The sequence below is a fragment of the Candidatus Saccharibacteria bacterium genome (genome assembly GCA_016432585.1).
Classification (GTDB): Bacteria; Patescibacteriota; Saccharimonadia; order Saccharimonadales; family Saccharimonadaceae.
On sequence record CP066696.1, the window covers coordinates 173,141 to 189,059 of the forward strand.

The 15,919-nt window shown below is 47.3% G+C and carries 17 protein-coding genes and 1 tRNA gene; 10 read left to right on the forward strand and 8 right to left on the reverse strand.

Annotation, left to right across the window (positions count from 1 at the left end):
* Positions 1–72: 72 nt before the first annotated feature.
* Positions 73–1,563: a ribonuclease Y gene (gene rny / locus HZB75_00875; GenBank protein QQG51049.1), complete on the forward strand. Its 1,491-nt coding sequence runs from the start codon at positions 73–75 to the stop codon at positions 1,561–1,563.
* Positions 1,564–1,622: 59 nt separating this feature from the next.
* On the opposite strand, the gene HZB75_00880 is transcribed toward rny, so the two are convergent.
* Positions 1,623–2,024 (reverse strand): cupredoxin domain-containing protein, encoded by a 402-nt coding sequence (locus tag HZB75_00880; protein ID QQG51050.1) that lies wholly within the window; start codon positions 2,022–2,024, stop codon positions 1,623–1,625.
* A 66-nt stretch (positions 2,025–2,090) separates the two neighbouring features.
* Here HZB75_00880 and HZB75_00885 point away from each other — a divergent pair, with 66 nt between their 5' ends.
* From HZB75_00885 to HZB75_00895, 3 genes are read left to right on the forward strand one after another with little or no spacing between them, the layout of a single operon-like run.
* Positions 2,091–2,480, forward strand: coding sequence for a DoxX family membrane protein (locus HZB75_00885; GenBank protein ID QQG51051.1), 390 nt, complete (start codon positions 2,091–2,093; stop codon positions 2,478–2,480).
* A gap of 2 nt (positions 2,481–2,482) precedes the next feature.
* Positions 2,483–2,965 (forward strand): NUDIX hydrolase, encoded by a 483-nt coding sequence (locus HZB75_00890; protein QQG51052.1) that lies wholly within the window; start codon positions 2,483–2,485, stop codon positions 2,963–2,965.
* Entirely contained in the window at positions 2,958–3,551 is a 594-nt protein-coding gene (locus HZB75_00895) for a class E sortase (protein QQG51053.1), read from the forward strand. Before HZB75_00890 ends, HZB75_00895 begins: the two co-directional genes overlap by 8 nt.
* On the opposite strand, the gene HZB75_00900 is transcribed toward HZB75_00895, so the two are convergent.
* Together HZB75_00900 and HZB75_00905 are read right to left on the reverse strand one after the other, a co-directional pair.
* Positions 3,552–4,682, reverse strand: a complete 1,131-nt coding sequence (locus HZB75_00900) for a hypothetical protein (protein ID QQG51054.1) — start codon at positions 4,680–4,682, stop codon at positions 3,552–3,554.
* A gap of 244 nt (positions 4,683–4,926) precedes the next feature.
* Positions 4,927–5,002 (reverse strand) — tRNA-Pro (locus HZB75_00905).
* Positions 5,003–5,085: 83 nt separating this feature from the next.
* Between HZB75_00905 and HZB75_00910 the strand changes: the two genes are divergently transcribed.
* The gene (locus HZB75_00910; protein ID QQG51055.1) at positions 5,086–6,606 is read left to right on the forward strand and encodes a glycosyltransferase family 39 protein; all 1,521 of its coding nucleotides are present in this window, start codon (positions 5,086–5,088) and stop codon (positions 6,604–6,606) included.
* Here the strand turns inward: HZB75_00910 and opgC are convergent.
* Positions 6,593–7,702, reverse strand: coding sequence for an OpgC domain-containing protein (gene opgC / locus HZB75_00915; GenBank protein ID QQG51056.1), 1,110 nt, complete (start codon positions 7,700–7,702; stop codon positions 6,593–6,595). The genes HZB75_00910 and opgC overlap by 14 nt on opposite strands.
* 43 nt (positions 7,703–7,745) lie before the next feature.
* On the opposite strand from opgC, the gene HZB75_00920 reads away from it, so the two are divergent.
* Positions 7,746–8,207, forward strand: a complete 462-nt coding sequence (locus HZB75_00920; GenBank protein QQG51057.1) for a peroxiredoxin — start codon at positions 7,746–7,748, stop codon at positions 8,205–8,207.
* 38 nt (positions 8,208–8,245) lie between these two features.
* Here the strand turns inward: HZB75_00920 and HZB75_00925 are convergent, their stop codons facing one another.
* Both HZB75_00925 and HZB75_00930 read right to left on the reverse strand, forming a co-directional pair.
* Positions 8,246–8,965, reverse strand: coding sequence for a glutamine amidotransferase (locus HZB75_00925; protein ID QQG51058.1), 720 nt, complete (start codon positions 8,963–8,965; stop codon positions 8,246–8,248).
* A complete protein-coding gene (locus HZB75_00930) occupies positions 8,962–10,239 on the reverse strand; it encodes a DUF1727 domain-containing protein (GenBank protein ID QQG51059.1) in 1,278 nt (425 codons plus the stop codon). Before HZB75_00930 ends, HZB75_00925 begins: the two co-directional genes overlap by 4 nt.
* A 45-nt stretch (positions 10,240–10,284) precedes the next feature.
* Here HZB75_00930 and HZB75_00935 point away from each other — a divergent pair, with 45 nt between their 5' ends.
* From HZB75_00935 to HZB75_00945, 3 genes are read left to right on the forward strand one after another with little or no spacing between them, the layout of a single operon-like run.
* Positions 10,285–10,665, forward strand: a complete 381-nt coding sequence (locus HZB75_00935) for a hypothetical protein (GenBank protein ID QQG51060.1) — start codon at positions 10,285–10,287, stop codon at positions 10,663–10,665.
* Positions 10,656–13,103, forward strand: a complete 2,448-nt coding sequence (locus tag HZB75_00940; protein QQG51061.1) for an ATP-dependent Clp protease ATP-binding subunit — start codon at positions 10,656–10,658, stop codon at positions 13,101–13,103. Before HZB75_00935 ends, HZB75_00940 begins: the two co-directional genes overlap by 10 nt.
* Before the next feature lie 25 nt (positions 13,104–13,128).
* Positions 13,129–13,509: a hypothetical protein gene (locus HZB75_00945; GenBank protein QQG51062.1), complete on the forward strand. Its 381-nt coding sequence runs from the start codon at positions 13,129–13,131 to the stop codon at positions 13,507–13,509.
* On the opposite strand, the gene HZB75_00950 is transcribed toward HZB75_00945, so the two are convergent.
* Both HZB75_00950 and HZB75_00955 read right to left on the reverse strand, forming a co-directional pair.
* Positions 13,496–14,062, reverse strand: coding sequence for an NUDIX domain-containing protein (locus HZB75_00950; protein ID QQG51063.1), 567 nt, complete (start codon positions 14,060–14,062; stop codon positions 13,496–13,498). The genes HZB75_00945 and HZB75_00950 overlap by 14 nt on opposite strands.
* Positions 14,062–14,460, reverse strand: a complete 399-nt coding sequence (locus HZB75_00955) for a hypothetical protein (protein ID QQG51064.1) — start codon at positions 14,458–14,460, stop codon at positions 14,062–14,064. Before HZB75_00955 ends, HZB75_00950 begins: the two co-directional genes overlap by 1 nt.
* Positions 14,461–14,611: 151 nt before the next feature.
* Between HZB75_00955 and nhaD the strand changes: the two genes are divergently transcribed.
* Positions 14,612–15,898, forward strand: coding sequence for a sodium:proton antiporter NhaD (gene nhaD, locus HZB75_00960; GenBank protein ID QQG51065.1), 1,287 nt, complete (start codon positions 14,612–14,614; stop codon positions 15,896–15,898).
* Positions 15,899–15,919 lie beyond the last annotated feature (21 nt).

Sequence of the window (15,919 nt, forward strand, 5' to 3'; positions counted from 1 at the left end):
TCTGATTTTGCTTGATAACAGATATATTTTTGATATGTTGCAGGGGCGATACCTTCGGAGAAAGGAACAATTATGGTAGAGGGAATAGTAGCCGCAATCCTTGGGGTTGTTTTTGGCGTTGGCGGCACGGTTGTCTACGAAAAACGACGTACGCTCGATGGCAAGAATAAGGCCGAAAAAGAAATCGCCGCAGCTAAAGTTAAGGCTGGCGATATTGTTTTAAAGGCAAAAGATGAAGCGCTGAGCCTCGAGAACGAGCGTCGCAAGGAATGGCAAAAAACCGAGAAGCGTCTTGCCGACCGCGAAGTTGCACTCGATGGCAAGCTTGATCAAATCGACAAACGTGCCGAGAAACTTCGCCGCCAAGAAGACGAAGTTGAAGAACTAAAAACTGAAATCCGCGAAATCCGCAAAAAGCAGCAAGAAAAACTAGAAAAGATCGCCGGCCTTAAAAAAGAAGATGCCGCCGACAAGCTGATGCAAATGACCGAGCGCGATATCAAGCACGACCTTGTTGGACTTGTGACTAAGCTACAGCACGACGCTGTTGAAGACGCTGAAGAGCGCGCCCAGACGATTCTTGTTAGCGCAATGGAGCGCATGGCTAGCGAGGTGACTGCAGAACGTACCGTGTCGGCAATCAAGCTTACCGACGACGAGATGAAAGGCCGAATTATCGGCAAAGAAGGCCGCAATATTCAGGCGTTGCAGCGTGCAACAGGCGTGGATATTCTGGTAGATGACACCCCAGGAATGATCGTGCTTTCGAGCTTCGATCCTATTCGTCGCCAGATCGCTCGCCTTACAGTAGAAATGCTTATGAAAGACGGCCGTATTCACCCGGGACGTATTGAAGAAGTGGTGGCTAAAGCTGAAAAGCAAATCGAAAAAGAGATCGTTCGTGCTGGTGAAGACGCGGCACGCGAAGTTGGCGTTGCTGGTATTCCAAAAGAGATGCTTCGCCTTTTGGGTGAGCTGAAGTTCCGCACTAGCTATGGTCAGAACGTTCTGTTGCACAGTACCGAAATGGCACACATGGCAGGGCTTATCGCCGAAGAAATCGGTGCGGATGTTCGTATTACTAAAATTGCTACGCTGCTGCACGATGTCGGTAAGGCTGTTACTCACAAGGTAGAGGGTAAGCACCACCATATCGGCGCCGAACTTGCGCGCAAAAATGGCATGGACGAACGAATTATCCACGCTATAGAGGCGCACCATGATGATATTGAGGCAACAACCCCAGAAGCATTGATTGTTCGTGTGTGTGATGCACTATCGGCTGCTCGCCCAGGTGCGCGCAATATTAGTGCCGAAAACTTTGTCGAGCGTATGCGTGACCTCGAAAACATCGCAACCAGTTTTCCTGGTATCGACAAAGCATATGCTATTAGCGCCGGTCGCGAAATTCGCGTTATCGTTAGTCCTAAATCGGTTGATGATCTTTCGGCAATCAAACTTGCGCGCGATATTGCTACCAAGATTGAAAGTACTATGCAGTACCCTGGAACAATCAAGGTGAATGTTATCCGCGAAACCCGTGCTATCGAATTTGCTAAATAATTCAGTTGCCTAAAAAAACGCTACCACGACAACTGGCAGCGTTTTTTTGTTACAGGCATTTATTCTACAGTGATCGTTGCGCTTTTGGTGTGGTCGAGGTGGTTATGAATGCTCCACTCCCCTTTGCTATCGAGCGTTATCGTTTTACTTTCACCGGGTTCTAGGTTGCCAATATTCAGTTCTGAGTTGGTAGTGTGGGCAGGGTGAGGGTCGGATGCTGGCTGTATGGCTGTCTGCGAATTATTAACAAACGTTACTTTTTCACCGGCCTTCACTGTGTTTGATGTTGGGCTGAACCCGTTTTCTGTAGTGTAAGTAATTGTTACTGCCGATGTAGTATCACCTTCGTTTGTTTGTGGCGTGTTTGTTTCGGCGGCGGGTTTATTTGTGAACCAAAACACACCTCCAGCGATAACTCCAACGGCAACGATTGCCGCGATAATTCTTCCTGTTTTGTTCATATTTTACCCCCTATTTATGCATGGTTGTTGTATCCATAATCACCTAATATATTGTATGCTGTCAATATGAAGCATTTTACGCGTGCTATAGACAACCTTCGTGCAAAGTGGCCTCAGCTTCCGTGGGTATTTCTGCGAATTGGGCTTGCAACGGTATTTATTTATGCCGCGGTTTCATCGACCATTAGTCCGAACGACTGGGTGAGTTTTTTGCCGCAGATAGTGCGCGATAATTTCTCGCCGATGCTTGTGCTAAAGGTATTCTCTGTTATAGAGCTTGTCTTGGCAGTGTGGCTGCTTAGTGGTGTATATGTGCGTTTGGCGGGGTTGGTATGCGCTGTAATGCTGGGCGGTATTGTGGTGTCGAACTTTAGCCTGTTTGCTATTAGTTTTCGCGACATCGGATTGATATTTGCCGCGCTTGCCCTTGTGTTTAGTGAAGAGCCGGAAGATTAACAATGAAATTATTTAAGCAAGATGCAAAAAAGAAGTGGCTTAAATCGCTTCCATCCCGCGTATCGAGTGCGGCGATGATTCTTGAAAATGAAGTTGGTCAGATCTTGATTGTGAAAGCAAATTACAAACCGCACTGGACACTTCCGGGTGGCGTGGTCGATCCAGGTGAAACGCCCAAAGAGGCGGCGATCCGCGAAACATTCGAAGAAGTTGGTGTGCGTCTTGATCCAAGAAAAGTAGCATTCGTTGCGGTAATCAACCGAAAAAGCGATATAGCCGATACGTACCAGTTTTTATTTAAGGCGGTTTTGCGAAAAGGTGCCCTGCGCGAGATTGTTTTGCAGGCGACCGAAATAGACGAATATGCGCTTGTAACGCGTGCGCAGGTGGCAACAAAAGACAGATATTATGGTAAAGTAATAGAACATTGGGCGGCCGGCAGAACAGGCTACCTAGAACAAACATTTGGGAGGGGCGATGCTTGAACTTGAGACACATAAGCGAAAATGGCCACGAATTGTTGTAACAATTATCGCGGTTGTTCTTTTTGCTGGGGGCGTTTATATGCTTATCACTATTTTCGCTCCAACATTGCCGGTATTATCTGGTAAAAATCCAGAAGAAACGGCGAAGCGTTTGGAAAGTAAGGCGGGAACATATGGTAACCATTTGTATATTCCTAAGATAAATGTCGATGTCGATATCATTAGCGGTGGTGATGCGAGCGCACTCGAACATGGGGCGTGGCACCGTAAGCCCGAAAACGGCGACCCAGTAAAAGGTGGAAACTTTGTACTAAGCGCGCACCGTTTCGTTATGGATTACACGCCGCAGGGAACAGCCAAGAAATCACCTTTTTACAATATCGATAAGCTTGCCATTGGCGATTCGATATTTGTTGACTATCAAGACAAACGCTACGAGTATAAAATAACCGAAAAATACGGTGTAAAACCAGATAATGTAGAAGTAGAATCACCAACAAACAAGCCGCAATTAACACTATATTCTTGCACCCTACAGGGAAGCTCCGACGGCCGCGATGTGATTGAGGCTGAGCCTGTTAAATAGTTACAGGTATCCAGCGGATCCTTTGTTGATGCTCTTATAGACTTGCTCGTAAATAGCGTTAGCCTCATCGTTTGTAATGCTGCGTTCAAGGTGACGGAGTGTAATTCGCACCAGGACGTTCTTTTGGTTTGGTGCGCAGCCTAGGCGCTCACGAGCGATAAGTGGCAGGCTTTCGTAGTGCGTCTCGCCGAGAATTTCAACTTCTTCAAGGGTGTCGCTTTTGTCACCTAAGGCTTCGCGAATATCTGCGCTAATATCTTCTTCTACGTATGTATCTGGAACGCTATACGACATATCGCGCTTTATGGCCGGCTGGCTAGACACTTCTTGGTAGAGTGCGAGGTTTTGCATTTGAGTTGCAATTTTTGGATTTGTGGAGCGTAAATAGCGAATATCGGGGATATTTTTGAGCGTCATAACAAGCCGGTCAAGTCCCATGCCGAGCGCCCAGCCAGAATAGGCTGCTGGGTCAAGGCCTGCCGCCTCTAATATGGCATCGTTAATAAGCCCGCATTCTAAAATCTCGATATCACGATCGCCATTGACGGCATTTACTTCGATACCTTCTTTTGTGTACGGGTGCGGAGAGTTTTCGATTCGTAGGTTCCAGCCGGGTGCTGCAGTTGCGGCAACGCCACGCACAACTTCAAGAAGATCATCTTTTCTAACTGTGGGGTGGTTTGAGTTTTTAACGACCCGCCACATCTCGAGCATATGGACTTCGCTGACATGTTTTTTGTCGGACACGTCGCGTCGGTAGGCCAGACCGGGCAGTAGAATGACGACATCGGTCCAATCGCTACGCGTTGAAAGCTCGCGCAAAATGCCCGGTAAGTGCGCGCTAGTGTGGGTACGAAGTACATGATCGGTGTCGACATAATGCGTGTAGGTAGACGAGCGGCTGATGTTATCTTTGCTAATTCGCAAATTATCGTAATTATCGCGCACGGTCACGATAGGATCTTTGCGATAAACGGTGACGTCACTAGTCGGGTGAGCTGCGCGCATATAGGCGACGATATTTTCGTACACCATTTTTATGGCGTGTGGCTGTGGTGATTGCGTAAGGTCGGCGATAGCAAGATAGTTGCTTAGAGCCTTTTTACTAATAGGCTTAATATACATTTTCATAATAAAGTTCCTCTTCTTTGGAGTATAGTTGGCAAATAGAAATGGCGTGTGAAAATATTGCTGCTAGGCAGCAAAAAAGCCAAAGAAGAAAGAGTTAGGTGATACTAAACGAATACTTCGCATAACCGAAGCGGGCGAGTACTCGTTTGTATTGACACTGTTCATAAAATATATAGTAATACGTTTATGGTTGGGTGTCAAGTAAACAAAAAAAGACCATGCGCGGTCTTTTGAAATAATTTCATGGTCGGGGTGAAAGGGCTCAAACCTTCGACCTCTCGGTCCCAAACCGAGCGCGCTATCAACTGCGCCACACCCCGATAGGTGGTACTTTAGAGATTATACCCCATATGGGTGGGTTTTTCCAGTGGTATTTTTGGTACAAAAAAGATACGCTTAATATATGATACGAAAACTCATCGATGCTATTTTTCACCGACAAACTGTTACGTGGCCAGAACGGCATTTTATGCCAATCGTTATAGCCGGCGTTGTGCTAACTATGGCAATAAGCCTTGCTATTGGACTTAACCAAAGTGTTTGGTTCGACGAAGCGTACTCTATTATGCTTGCCAAACAGTCGACAGCCGAGCTGCTGCACCTTACGGCTATCGACACGCACCCGCCACTGTACTATTTACTTCTTCAGGGGTGGGCGGCGATATTTGGCTGGAGCGAGGTGGCGCTTCGTAGTCTGAGTGTTCTGGCTATGGGCGGCGCGGCTTTGGTAGGGACGCTGCTAGTGAAGAAGCTATTTGGTGTTCGCGTGGCGCTTATCGCATTGCCGTTTATTGTGTTCGCGCCATTTTTGCTACGCTACGGGTTCGAGATTCGCATGTACGCACTCGCTTCGTTTATTGGTGTTGCAGCAACCTACACACTAGTAAGTGCACTGCAGGCGCGTGATAAGCAGCGTCAGTGGAAACTGTATGCGCTGTATGCACTTTTGGTGGCAATTGGCGTTTACACGCTGTACTATACAGTACTGCTATGGCTTGCACATTTGGCGTGGCTGGTGTGGACGGCAAAAAAAGACAAGCAGCCGATTTTGCGTGCGCCGTGGTTTGTGGCGCTGGGTGGCAGTGTGGCGTTCTTTTTGCCTTGGCTACCAACCTTTATTTCGCAGGTAGGCAATGGCGCTTTGGCGGCAATTTCGCAGCCACTTACCATCGATAATCTTATTGGTATCGTATCGTTTATGTTCGTGTATCAACCTACATGGCAGTTAACGGCGCTGATGTCGCTGGTGATAGTGTTTGTTATTACGGCGCTGATTGTACTGTCTATTCGCGCATGGAAAAATGCCGATAAAAAGCAGCATTCGTACTTACTACTTTTGGCGCTGTATATTTTGGGGCCGATAGCGATACTAACGCTCGTGTCGTTGGTGAAGCCTATGTATGTGGAGCGCTACCTGTCGCATGTGATGATTGCTGGCAGTATGCTAGTGGGTGTTGTTGTGGCGCTGGCGTTGGCGAAAAAACCAACAAAGCGAATAATTGCAATGAGTATTGGCTTGTTTGCAGTAATGCTGATTGGTGTGGTGCAGCTGGCGAACGTGGGTAATTACAATTTTCAACGCCTGCAGATTCCTGCGGTGAAAGAAATCGCCAGTTCAATTAAAGACTGTGGCAAAGACACAACTGTTTTTGCGGCGGACCCCTACACAGCAATAGAACTTGCGTATTACTTGCCAGATTGTGAGATTCGTTTTTACAGTGAGACACTTGAACTAAAAGGTGGCTACGCACCGCTTTCAAACAATACACTTCATGTAGCCAACCCAGAATCTGAACTGGCGAACAGCAAAAAGCTAGTATACGTTTACTACGATGAGCAAAAGCTGAAAATGCCAGCGACGCTTACCGAAGTCTCGAACCTTTCTATTGGTCCGCTGCAAGCGGCAACCTTTAGCGCGGAATAATTTTCATCAGGAATTTTGTTCGCACGGCAATCCAAATGAGCATAACGACGCTCGCGGAGAGTAAAAAGTTAACTACCCACGACGATGTAGGGTCTTTGATGATAAGATGTATGCCAAACACGGCAAATGCGTGCAGTGTATAAACGTAGAGTGAATTAGTGCCAAAAGGTAGTAGCAGCCAGCCGAGGTGACGTACGATAAACCGTTCAAAATGGGCAAATAGCCAGAAGGACGCGACAAACCAAATGGCGAACAGTGCAAGACGGGCTGGCGGTAATGCCTCTTTTGCGAAGTAGGGTTGAAGTGTGACGTGGAGGTTTTGTAACCATGTGATTGCGCCGCCGAACATTTCGGGCGCTTCTACTATTATGTAATTTCCAAGCATTGTAATAGCTGTGATTGCTACCGCACAGGCAACCGTGATTCGCCGGAGCAGTAGCGAGCGAGCCTCCCACCATGCACGAATGTCATTGAAATGATGTCCGATAACAAGGCCGCTAAAGAAAATAAGTTGCCAGCTGTAAACCATTGAAAGTTCGTTAGTCTCGAGTGGGCTATTGCCGAATTGAGTCCATACGAATGTGCTAACGATAAGCACGACATACCATAAACCCTTGCGAAGCAGCCACAAGGCTGCGGGGCTAACAAACAAAAATATTGCGTAAAGTCGTAAATAATCTGCCCATCCATAAATGTAGTTAAACGTAAGGCCGCCCCAAATCACGCTCCAAATATTTTCATCGACAGGGCGAATACCAGGTTTAACGCCCGGGTTATCGATAAAATACCAGCCGAGGAAAGTGAAAAATAACATTAAGATAACTGCGGTAATGTAAAGTTGAATACTGCGTTGCAGCAAAAGTTTTGCAGCAAATTTAAACGGCTTATCGAGTAGTTTTCGGCCACGGACGATTCCAAGAACAATCCCCGAAATTAAAAAGAAGCCCTCAGCGGCTGAAACATACAAATTACCACGCCCACCCCACCAGTCGATACCGTTTGGAAAGTAGGCCAAATGATCGAGGATGATTGCAACTAAAAAATAGCCCCGCAAGAGGTCGAACGTAAGAATTCTGGATGATTTCTTTGGGCTCACTCTATCTATCATACACGACAAGCGAGTGGGGTATAATGGATGTATGAAGCAAACTCCATACAAAGCATCACCATTTACGTTGAAAGATAGCGAAGGAAAAGAGCACTCACTAACAGATTATGCGGGCAAATGGGTTGTCCTTTATTTTTACCCAAAAGATGAAACGCCAGGTTGCACGGTAGAGGCGTGTAGTTTGCGTGATGCCCGTGATGATATTGCGGCGCTGGGTGCCGAGGTGATTGGCGTTAGCCAGGACGACGCATCGAGTCACGAAAAGTTCAAGGCAAAACATACGCTTAATTTTACGCTACTAAGCGATCCAGATCGAAAGGTTATTGAAGCCTACGATGCTTGGGGTAAAAAGATGTTTGGCAAAGAAGGCGCACTTCGTAAAACGTTTATTATCAACCCAGATGGCATGGTTGTAAAAGTATATGGCCGCGTAACGCCGCTTGGACATGGTGAGCAGGTGATTGAAGAATTGAAAAGGCTTCAATCGGCATAGTGACTAATAAAACATCCGCGATAAGGCGGATGTTTTATTTAGCGGGGACGTTTTAGTGCTACAGCCCGGGCCGAGGCGGCAAAGCGATCATCGATAACGGTAGGGATAAACTCACCGAATTTATTGACCACAGCTTTTTCGATAAGAAAATCTGCGATCGCGGGATTTTTTGGCAAAATGGAACCGTGAAGATACGTGCCAATAACATTGTGAATACGCGCGCCTTCGGTTTCGTCTTGGCCGTTGTTGCCGGCGCCACGCACTACTTGGCCGAGCGGTTGCACATTCGTTCCAAGAAAAGTTTGTCCGCTGTGATTTTCGTAACCCACAATATCGCCAAACTCACTGCTTTTGGTGACGATATTACCGATAAGTCGTTCTGGTCCGGCATGTGTTTCAATATCAAGAAGTTCGATACCTTTAATAATATGTCCGTCTTGAGTTTTAAAGAATTTACCGAACATTTGATAAAGGCCGCAAATCATAAGCATAGGAACGCCCTGTTCGGCGAGCGCGTGAAGTTTTGGCCCGATTGTTAAAAGGTCTTGCTGAATAGTGTCCTGGCCGGAATCTTGGCCACCACCGCCCACGATAATATCGACGTCTTCTGGAAATGTGTCGCCAGGATTGTATTCGAGTAGCTTTGGCTCGTAGCCATGCCACTGCAAGCGGCGTTTAATAACGAGTGTGTTACCCCAGTCGCCATAAATATTCATATCGCGCGGGTAAAGCTGAAGAACGGTTATTTGCTGGCTCATGAGATTTTCTCCACATCGGTAATTTTAGCAAGTTCGCGGCGAATAGCCAGCATGGCAGTATAGGTGCAAAAAATACGCTTTGGTTGGGTTGGCGCACTGGCAATAAACTGCTGGAGGCTTGCGGCGATATCCGTAGAAATATGTGACACGGTAATTTCATCGTACTGCAAGCGCAGTGCCATATCGAAGGCACGAATGCCAGTTACTTCTAATACTCCGCCTTCGCGCAGGCTATCAAAATCTACGTCCCAAAGCCACGACATGTCGCGGCCGTCGGCGTAGTTGTCGTTTATGGCGATCATTGTTTTATAGCCTTCGGGTTTAAACGATGACAGACTAAGTCGAAAGCCGCTAGGATTTTTTACCAAAACAATCTCAAGTGGCTGTCCACCGATTTGCACAGTTTCACCACGTCCAAAAGCGGGGGTGACCTGTGAAAGTGCTTCGATAAGTTTTGGCTGATCTAGTGCTTTGCCGACAATTGTTCGAACGAGCGCCAGAGCTGCCGCCGCATTATAAATATTGTAAACACCTTGCAGTTCTAGCGTTGTGGTGACATTTTTGCCATCGATAGCAAACTGGGCGGTGTTGCCGTTAAGTTTTGTAAGCGTGACATCGGCCTCGGGTTGTTTTGCTTTACTGCTGGTTGTTTTGGCGCCACGCATATCGTCGTCGTTCGGAAAAAGTTGGCGAAGTTCTGGACTAAGGCCAAAATAGGTGATATTTTGCGTGCCAAGAAGCGAGGCGATGGCGGTAATTCGAGGATCTTCGCGGTTTAGGACAACAGTATCGGTTGTTGCGTTTGCAATTTGCTGCAAGAGCTTTGCGGTGGCATCGATCTCGCCAAACCTATCGAGCTGGTCGCGCATGACATTTAGCAAAAGGCTGTAGCGTGGCGCAATTGTTTTCACAAAGTGTACGGCGTGGGCTTCGTCGAGCTCTAGAACGGCAATATCAGCGTCTAAAATCCCATTATTGTCGACTTCGCCAAGGAGCGCCGCGGCGACACCACGCGTAAAGTTGCTTCCGGTGCGGTTGGTGAAGACTTTTAGGCCTTGGCTTTCGAGTAATTCGACGGTCATTTTGGTGGTAGTGGTTTTGCCGTTGGTGCCGCTAATGACAACCACGCCGCCCGAAAGTTGAGCCAGAGTACGTTTAATAAAATCGGGATCAATCTTTTCGACAAAAAGGCCAGGGAGGGCAGAGCCGCCGCCGCGGAGCATGGCGATCCTGCGCACAGCCTTACCAAGCAAGGTGACATATGGTTTTGACATAGGTCTATTATAGCCTAAGTGGCGAGGGTGCGTTACAATAAGATTATGGTAATAGCGGGGATTCTTTTATGGTGGTACGGACCGGGGTGGCGTGGACGTGCCCTAAGCCTGCGCGACAAACTGGCCGGCACGATGGATTACTTCTCGATCGATCTACTGCTTCGCACGCTTTTTTCGCCGTACCGTCAAATCTCTGCTGGTAAGGTTCGCGGGCCATTGGGTGTACAGATGCGTGCAATGATGGATAGGTTTATTTCGCGTATTATTGGGGCCATGATTCGCTTTACGATGATAATTATTGGCTCATTCGCGATTATTTTTTATGCACTTATCGGACTAGTTATGTTAGTGGTATGGGCAGTTGTTCCCGTGCTTCCCGTAATCGGGCTGTTACTGTTTTTGACCGGATGGATGCCATGGATATAACTTTTAACTACAATAGCGAGCGTGCGCAAAAAGCCCGTATCGCGCATTTGCTTGGCGGAGTTTGGTATCGCCTACTTGCCGTTACCTCCTTTTTGCTTGTCGTTCTTGGCGCTGCGTTGCTGTATGGTGGCATGGCGATCGGTTGGTTGGTGATAGGTATTGCAGCAATTCCTTTCGTTATTGCTAAATGGTATGCGTACGAATTGAAAAATCTGCCAGTTGCAAAAAACCCTAAAACGCTCGACGATGTCCTTGCTGGTGACATACTTGGCCGACTTCCGAAAAATCCAACACCACACGATATTGCGACAGCAGTTGGTAGCGTACAAAGCGGCCAGTTCTTTTCGGCAAGATTTGGTATAGGCGGAAGGTTTTTGCAAGATATTGCTTCGCCCGATGTTGCCGTAACCCCTACGGTATGGCAAGAGGCGAAAGCTGTTCAAGAAGCACTAGGGAGTGATCAAATGACCGGTAGTATCTTGGTTATTGCGCTTATAAAAGCATTTCCCGACTACGAAGGATTACTAGCACACCTTCATCTTAGTACCGACGATCTTGTTCAGGGTGTGGAGTGGCAACGTCATTTAATGGAGTTGATAAAAAACCATTCCCGTTCGCGGCGTACGGGCGGTATTGCACGCGACTGGTCGTTTGGCTACGTTCCGCTGCTTACTCGTTTTGGGCAGAACATTAGTGATCAGATTGCACGCGGCGGCTTGCTTTCGACAGACCTCGACGCGCATACACAGGCGCTCGATCAAATGATTAAGACATTTAGCGATAGTGGGCGCCAAAATGCGGCGCTTGTTGGCCCGGCCGGCGCAGGTAAAACCACAATAGTCCACGCCTTTGCAGAGCGTCTTTTAGATGGCGATGGCAATCTACCCGACAATCTTAAGTTTCGCCAAGTGTATTTGCTTGATTCTTCGGCGCTTATTGCGGCTGCCCCTGGTAGGGGTGAACTAGAGCAGACGATCATGCAGGTGCTAGGCGAGGCATATAACGCCAAAAATATTATTATTTGTCTTGATAATGCGCAATTGTTTTTTGAAGAAGGCGTAGGGTCGGTTGATCTTACGAACGTGCTTTTGCCGATTTTAGAGGCTGGGCGCGTGCGAATTATTTTAACCATGGACGAGCAGCGGTTCTTGCAGATTGGTCAGCGTAATCCGGGGCTTATCAACGCGCTCAACAGAATTAGTATCACGGCAGCAAGCAAGAGCGAGACGATAACCGTTATGCAAGACCAGCTGATTATGACAGAGTTTCAGCGAAAAGTGACGTTTACTTACCAGGCTCTGCAAGAAGCATTTCGCTTGAGTGAGCGTTATATTCATGATCTTGCAATGCCGGGGCGCGCAATAAAGCTAATGGAATCATCTGCTGGATACGCCGAGAATGGCCTTGTTACCGCAACATCGGTGCAAAAGGCTATCGAAAGTACGATGGACGTAAAAGTGGGCGTAGCCAGTGGCGAGGATGAGCGCGAGAAGCTGCTTCATCTTGAGGATCTTATTCATAAACGTATGATTAACCAAACGCGGGCAGTGGGCGTTGTAAGCGACGCACTTCGCCGTGCGCGAGCTGGGGTGCGTAATGAAAACCGGCCAATAGGAACATTCCTTTTTTTGGGCCCAACAGGTGTTGGTAAAACCGAGCTGGCAAAGGCACTTGCCGATGTCTATTTTGGTGGCGAAAACCGAATGGTGCGCCTAGATTTAAATGAATTTGTCGGTGCCGAAGACGTAACGAGGCTCATTGCCGATGGCGCAAACGACCCGTCTAGCTTAACAGCGCAAGTTATGAAGCAGCCGTTTAGCGTGGTGCTTCTAGACGAGATTGAGAAAGCACATCCGAATGTTCTTGCGACACTGCTGCAATTGCTCGACGAAGGTATTTTGCGCGACATTAAAAACCGCGAGGTAAGTTTTCGCGATACGATTGTTATTGCCACAAGCAACGCTGGCGCCGATAGGATTCGTGAATACATAGAGCGCGGCTATTCGCTTGAGCAATTTGAACCAAAGTTTATTGATGAACTTATAAATAGCAACCAGTTCCGCCCCGAGTTCCTTAACCGATTTGATGAAATTGTGACCTTTAGGCCACTCGGAAAAGAGGAGCTTGTTCAGGTGATTGACCTTATTCTTGCCGGTATTAACAAAACGCTGGCACTGCAAAAAATTAGTGTCGATGTTGCGCAGGATGCCAAGCTGTTTTTGGTAGATAAGGGCTACGATCCGCGACTAGGTGCTAGGCCTATGCGACGTATTGTCCAGCGTGCTGTTGAAAATACTGTCGCCAAGCAGATGCTTTCGGGTAGTGTTGCGCCAGGTAGTGTTATAACAATCAGCCTTGATCAAGTAGAACAGATTTTAGGGTCTCAGCGAGACGCTGATCAAATTGTGGCTGATAGTACAAATCAACCGACAATATAGCGACCGAATACCATATACTACTAACATGAACATTTATATTTCTCACTGTGGCGGCGATTACGACTATGAGAATGAGCTGTATGTACCGATTAAAGAATCGGATTTATCCCGGATTCATCATTTCTTTTTGCCACACGAGGCGCAAAATATCGATACGGACGCCGTGACTGAACTAAAACATACTGATATTCTTGTGGCCGAAGCGTCATTTCCATCTACGGGCCAGGGTATTGAGCTAGCTCAGGCGAAAGCTGCAAACGTGCCAATCATCTGCTTCTATAAAAAGGGGGTAAAAACATCGAGTTCGCTAAGGTTCGTTACGAATAAGGTCGTTGAGTATACCGACATGTCCGATCTTCTTACTAAGCTTCGGGTAGAGCTGGATCTGCTTGCTAGTCGCGGATAAACTTGGCTGTTTGTTTGAGTGCTTTTCGGTAGTAGGCGTAAGTGGGTAAAAGCCACCCGAGACTCTTGATATAATGTCGACGAATAAGCCACCAGGCGCTTTTTAGGGGAATGAAGCCTACCCAGGCGACTTCGTCTTCTTGCGGTGCTAATTTGTAATCTTCTTTCGGAAGCCGTGCCGCGAATGTGTAAACGATAGAGCGGCTTGTTTTGAATATCGAGCCCGCTCGCCAGCGATGATTATATTTAGATGTGCCAAGAAAAATAAGATCATCTGCCGAGAGCAGAATGCCGGTCTCTTCGAATACTTCGCGAATAGCGGTTCGTTGTGGTGTCTCGCCGCTATCAACAAACCCGCCAGCGCCGATATCAATTTTATCGGGGTGGCGAAACGCGGTATGGCTGCGCTTTTGAATAAGGATTCGACCCGAGGGGGTGAATAAAATAACATGCGCACCTCGATGCCATAGGCCGCGAAGGTTGGCGTCGTTGGGATCGCTCTTTTCGCCGGTCGGGCGGTTGTGCTTGTCGATAATGTCGATCGGACGAAGCATTATTCTAACGTTTCGGATTGCTCAACGGTAAGGATACCGTCGCTAACATATTTGCTATCAGAAGCTTCCTTGAGGCTACCACTGATTCGCACACGCTTTTCGCTGCCCGCAAGGCTAGAAACAGAGATGTCGGAACGGCTATCGCTAATACTGTAGTGTTTGCCATCGTCGGTCTCGATTCCAATTGCGCACTCAAGCGTTTGCGGGCCGCTAGTATCGCGGTGGCTCAAGCAAACGATCTTTCCTTCGACCGACGCCTCGTACATGTCGGGATTAAGGGTTTTGCCTTGTTGGAACCCAAGGCCGTAGCCAACAAACAGTGAGATAACCGAAGCCGCGGCGATAGCTCCGGCAACAATGAACATTTTGGGCTGAAGTCGTTTTTTGCTTTTAACCATATCTAAAACTTATTGTAATCGTTTACGCTTAAAATATAAAGTGGCAATAAAAAAGTGAGTAAAATCACAATTACATATTGCATGTGTCAAATGAGGGGAGTAGTATAACTCAGTAGTTTAATAACAAATTCTTATTGGATCGGACACGTACATGGAATTAATTGCAATTATTGCAGCAGCGTTTTTTGCCTTCGGGTATTTTCTTATCACGCTAGAACAAAAGTTCAACACTCACAAATCGGCGATCGCTCTTACTATGGCAGGCGTATTATGGTTACTTACCGCAGTGTTCCTCTCGCACGACAAAGAGGTGTTAAAACATGCGCTTTCACATGCGGGTGCTGAGATATTTAACATCGTTGCGTTTCTTTTGGCGGCTCTAGCGCTTATTGAAATACTTGTTCATTACCGCTTCTTCGACCTCATACGAGCTAAGATGATTAAGCTGAAGATACGCGATAAGCAACAGTTTCTTCTTGTCCTTCTTCTTACATTCTCGTTTTCGGCGATCCTCGATAACATTGCGATCACTATTGCAATGTTGCAGATTGCTCTAAGATTCTTCAAGGGGCGTAACATGATTATTGCCGCCGCGGGTATTGTTATTGCCGCGAATGCCGGTGGTGCATGGTCTCCTGTTGGAGATATTACAACAATTATGTTGTGGCTCGGCGGTAAGTTTACAGCAATTGAAATTATCCAGTATGCATTCTTGCCATCGGCTGTTCTTGCGCTTGTTGCTGGTACGCTGCTTTATCGCAAGCTCGACGACACTAACTTTGAAAAGCGCGAAAAAGACGATACGTTGCAACCAAGTATTGGTGAAAAGGTCGTTATTTCTATGGCGCTCGTTAGCTTTATTATGCCGCTTGCCGTTAGCTTTATTGGCTTGCCTCCGTACATGGGACTATTCCTTGGCCTTGGCCTTACGTGGTGTGCGATTGAGTATGCAAAGCAACGTAAGAGTAGTAACAACCCAACGCATATGACGGCGAACATCGAAAAAATTGTTCAGACCGTCGATATCTCATCGATCAAGTATATTATGGGTATTTTGCTTGCTGTTATGGCGCTTTCAACGCTTGGTGTGCTGCAGTGGGTTTCAAGCGTGGTTGTTGGTTCCGATCCATCAACATCACACCTTATTCTTACGAACATGGGTCTTGGGTTTCTTTCGGGAATTGTCGATAACGCCTCGCTTGTTGCAATCGCCATGAATACATTGCCAATGCATGACCCAGAGCTGTGGGCGCTTACCGCTATTGCGGCGGGTAACGGTGGATCATTGTTTGTCATTGCTAGCGCGGCCGGTGTTGTTGCAATGGGTGGTTACAAACAGCTGACTATTGGAGACTACTTTAAAGTGGCCACGCTCCCTGTGCTCATTGGCCTTCTTGCAGCGTTTGGCGTGTGGTACCTGCAGTTCCTATTCCTCTAGTGTGATAAATAGCTCCATGTT

Bases quoted from the DNA above. Each gene is read 5' to 3' on its own strand.
- rny (QQG51049.1), top strand. From the start codon at position 73: ATGGTAGAGGGAATAGTAGCCGCAATCCTTGGGGTTGTTTTTGGCGTT.
- HZB75_00880 (QQG51050.1), bottom strand. From the start codon at position 2,024: ATGAACAAAACAGGAAGAATTATCGCGGCAATCGTTGCCGTTGGAGTT.
- HZB75_00885 (QQG51051.1), top strand. From the start codon at position 2,091: ATGAAGCATTTTACGCGTGCTATAGACAACCTTCGTGCAAAGTGGCCT.
- HZB75_00890 (QQG51052.1), top strand. From the start codon at position 2,483: ATGAAATTATTTAAGCAAGATGCAAAAAAGAAGTGGCTTAAATCGCTT.
- HZB75_00895 (QQG51053.1), top strand. From the start codon at position 2,958: ATGCTTGAACTTGAGACACATAAGCGAAAATGGCCACGAATTGTTGTA.
- HZB75_00900 (QQG51054.1), bottom strand. From the start codon at position 4,682: ATGAAAATGTATATTAAGCCTATTAGTAAAAAGGCTCTAAGCAACTAT.
- HZB75_00910 (QQG51055.1), top strand. From the start codon at position 5,086: ATGATACGAAAACTCATCGATGCTATTTTTCACCGACAAACTGTTACG.
- HZB75_00920 (QQG51057.1), top strand. From the start codon at position 7,746: ATGAAGCAAACTCCATACAAAGCATCACCATTTACGTTGAAAGATAGC.
- HZB75_00925 (QQG51058.1), bottom strand. From the start codon at position 8,965: ATGAGCCAGCAAATAACCGTTCTTCAGCTTTACCCGCGCGATATGAAT.
- HZB75_00930 (QQG51059.1), bottom strand. From the start codon at position 10,239: ATGTCAAAACCATATGTCACCTTGCTTGGTAAGGCTGTGCGCAGGATC.
- HZB75_00935 (QQG51060.1), top strand. From the start codon at position 10,285: ATGGTAATAGCGGGGATTCTTTTATGGTGGTACGGACCGGGGTGGCGT.
- HZB75_00940 (QQG51061.1), top strand. From the start codon at position 10,656: ATGGATATAACTTTTAACTACAATAGCGAGCGTGCGCAAAAAGCCCGT.
- HZB75_00945 (QQG51062.1), top strand. From the start codon at position 13,129: ATGAACATTTATATTTCTCACTGTGGCGGCGATTACGACTATGAGAAT.
- HZB75_00950 (QQG51063.1), bottom strand. From the start codon at position 14,062: ATGCTTCGTCCGATCGACATTATCGACAAGCACAACCGCCCGACCGGC.
- HZB75_00955 (QQG51064.1), bottom strand. From the start codon at position 14,460: ATGGTTAAAAGCAAAAAACGACTTCAGCCCAAAATGTTCATTGTTGCC.
- nhaD (QQG51065.1), top strand. From the start codon at position 14,612: ATGGAATTAATTGCAATTATTGCAGCAGCGTTTTTTGCCTTCGGGTAT.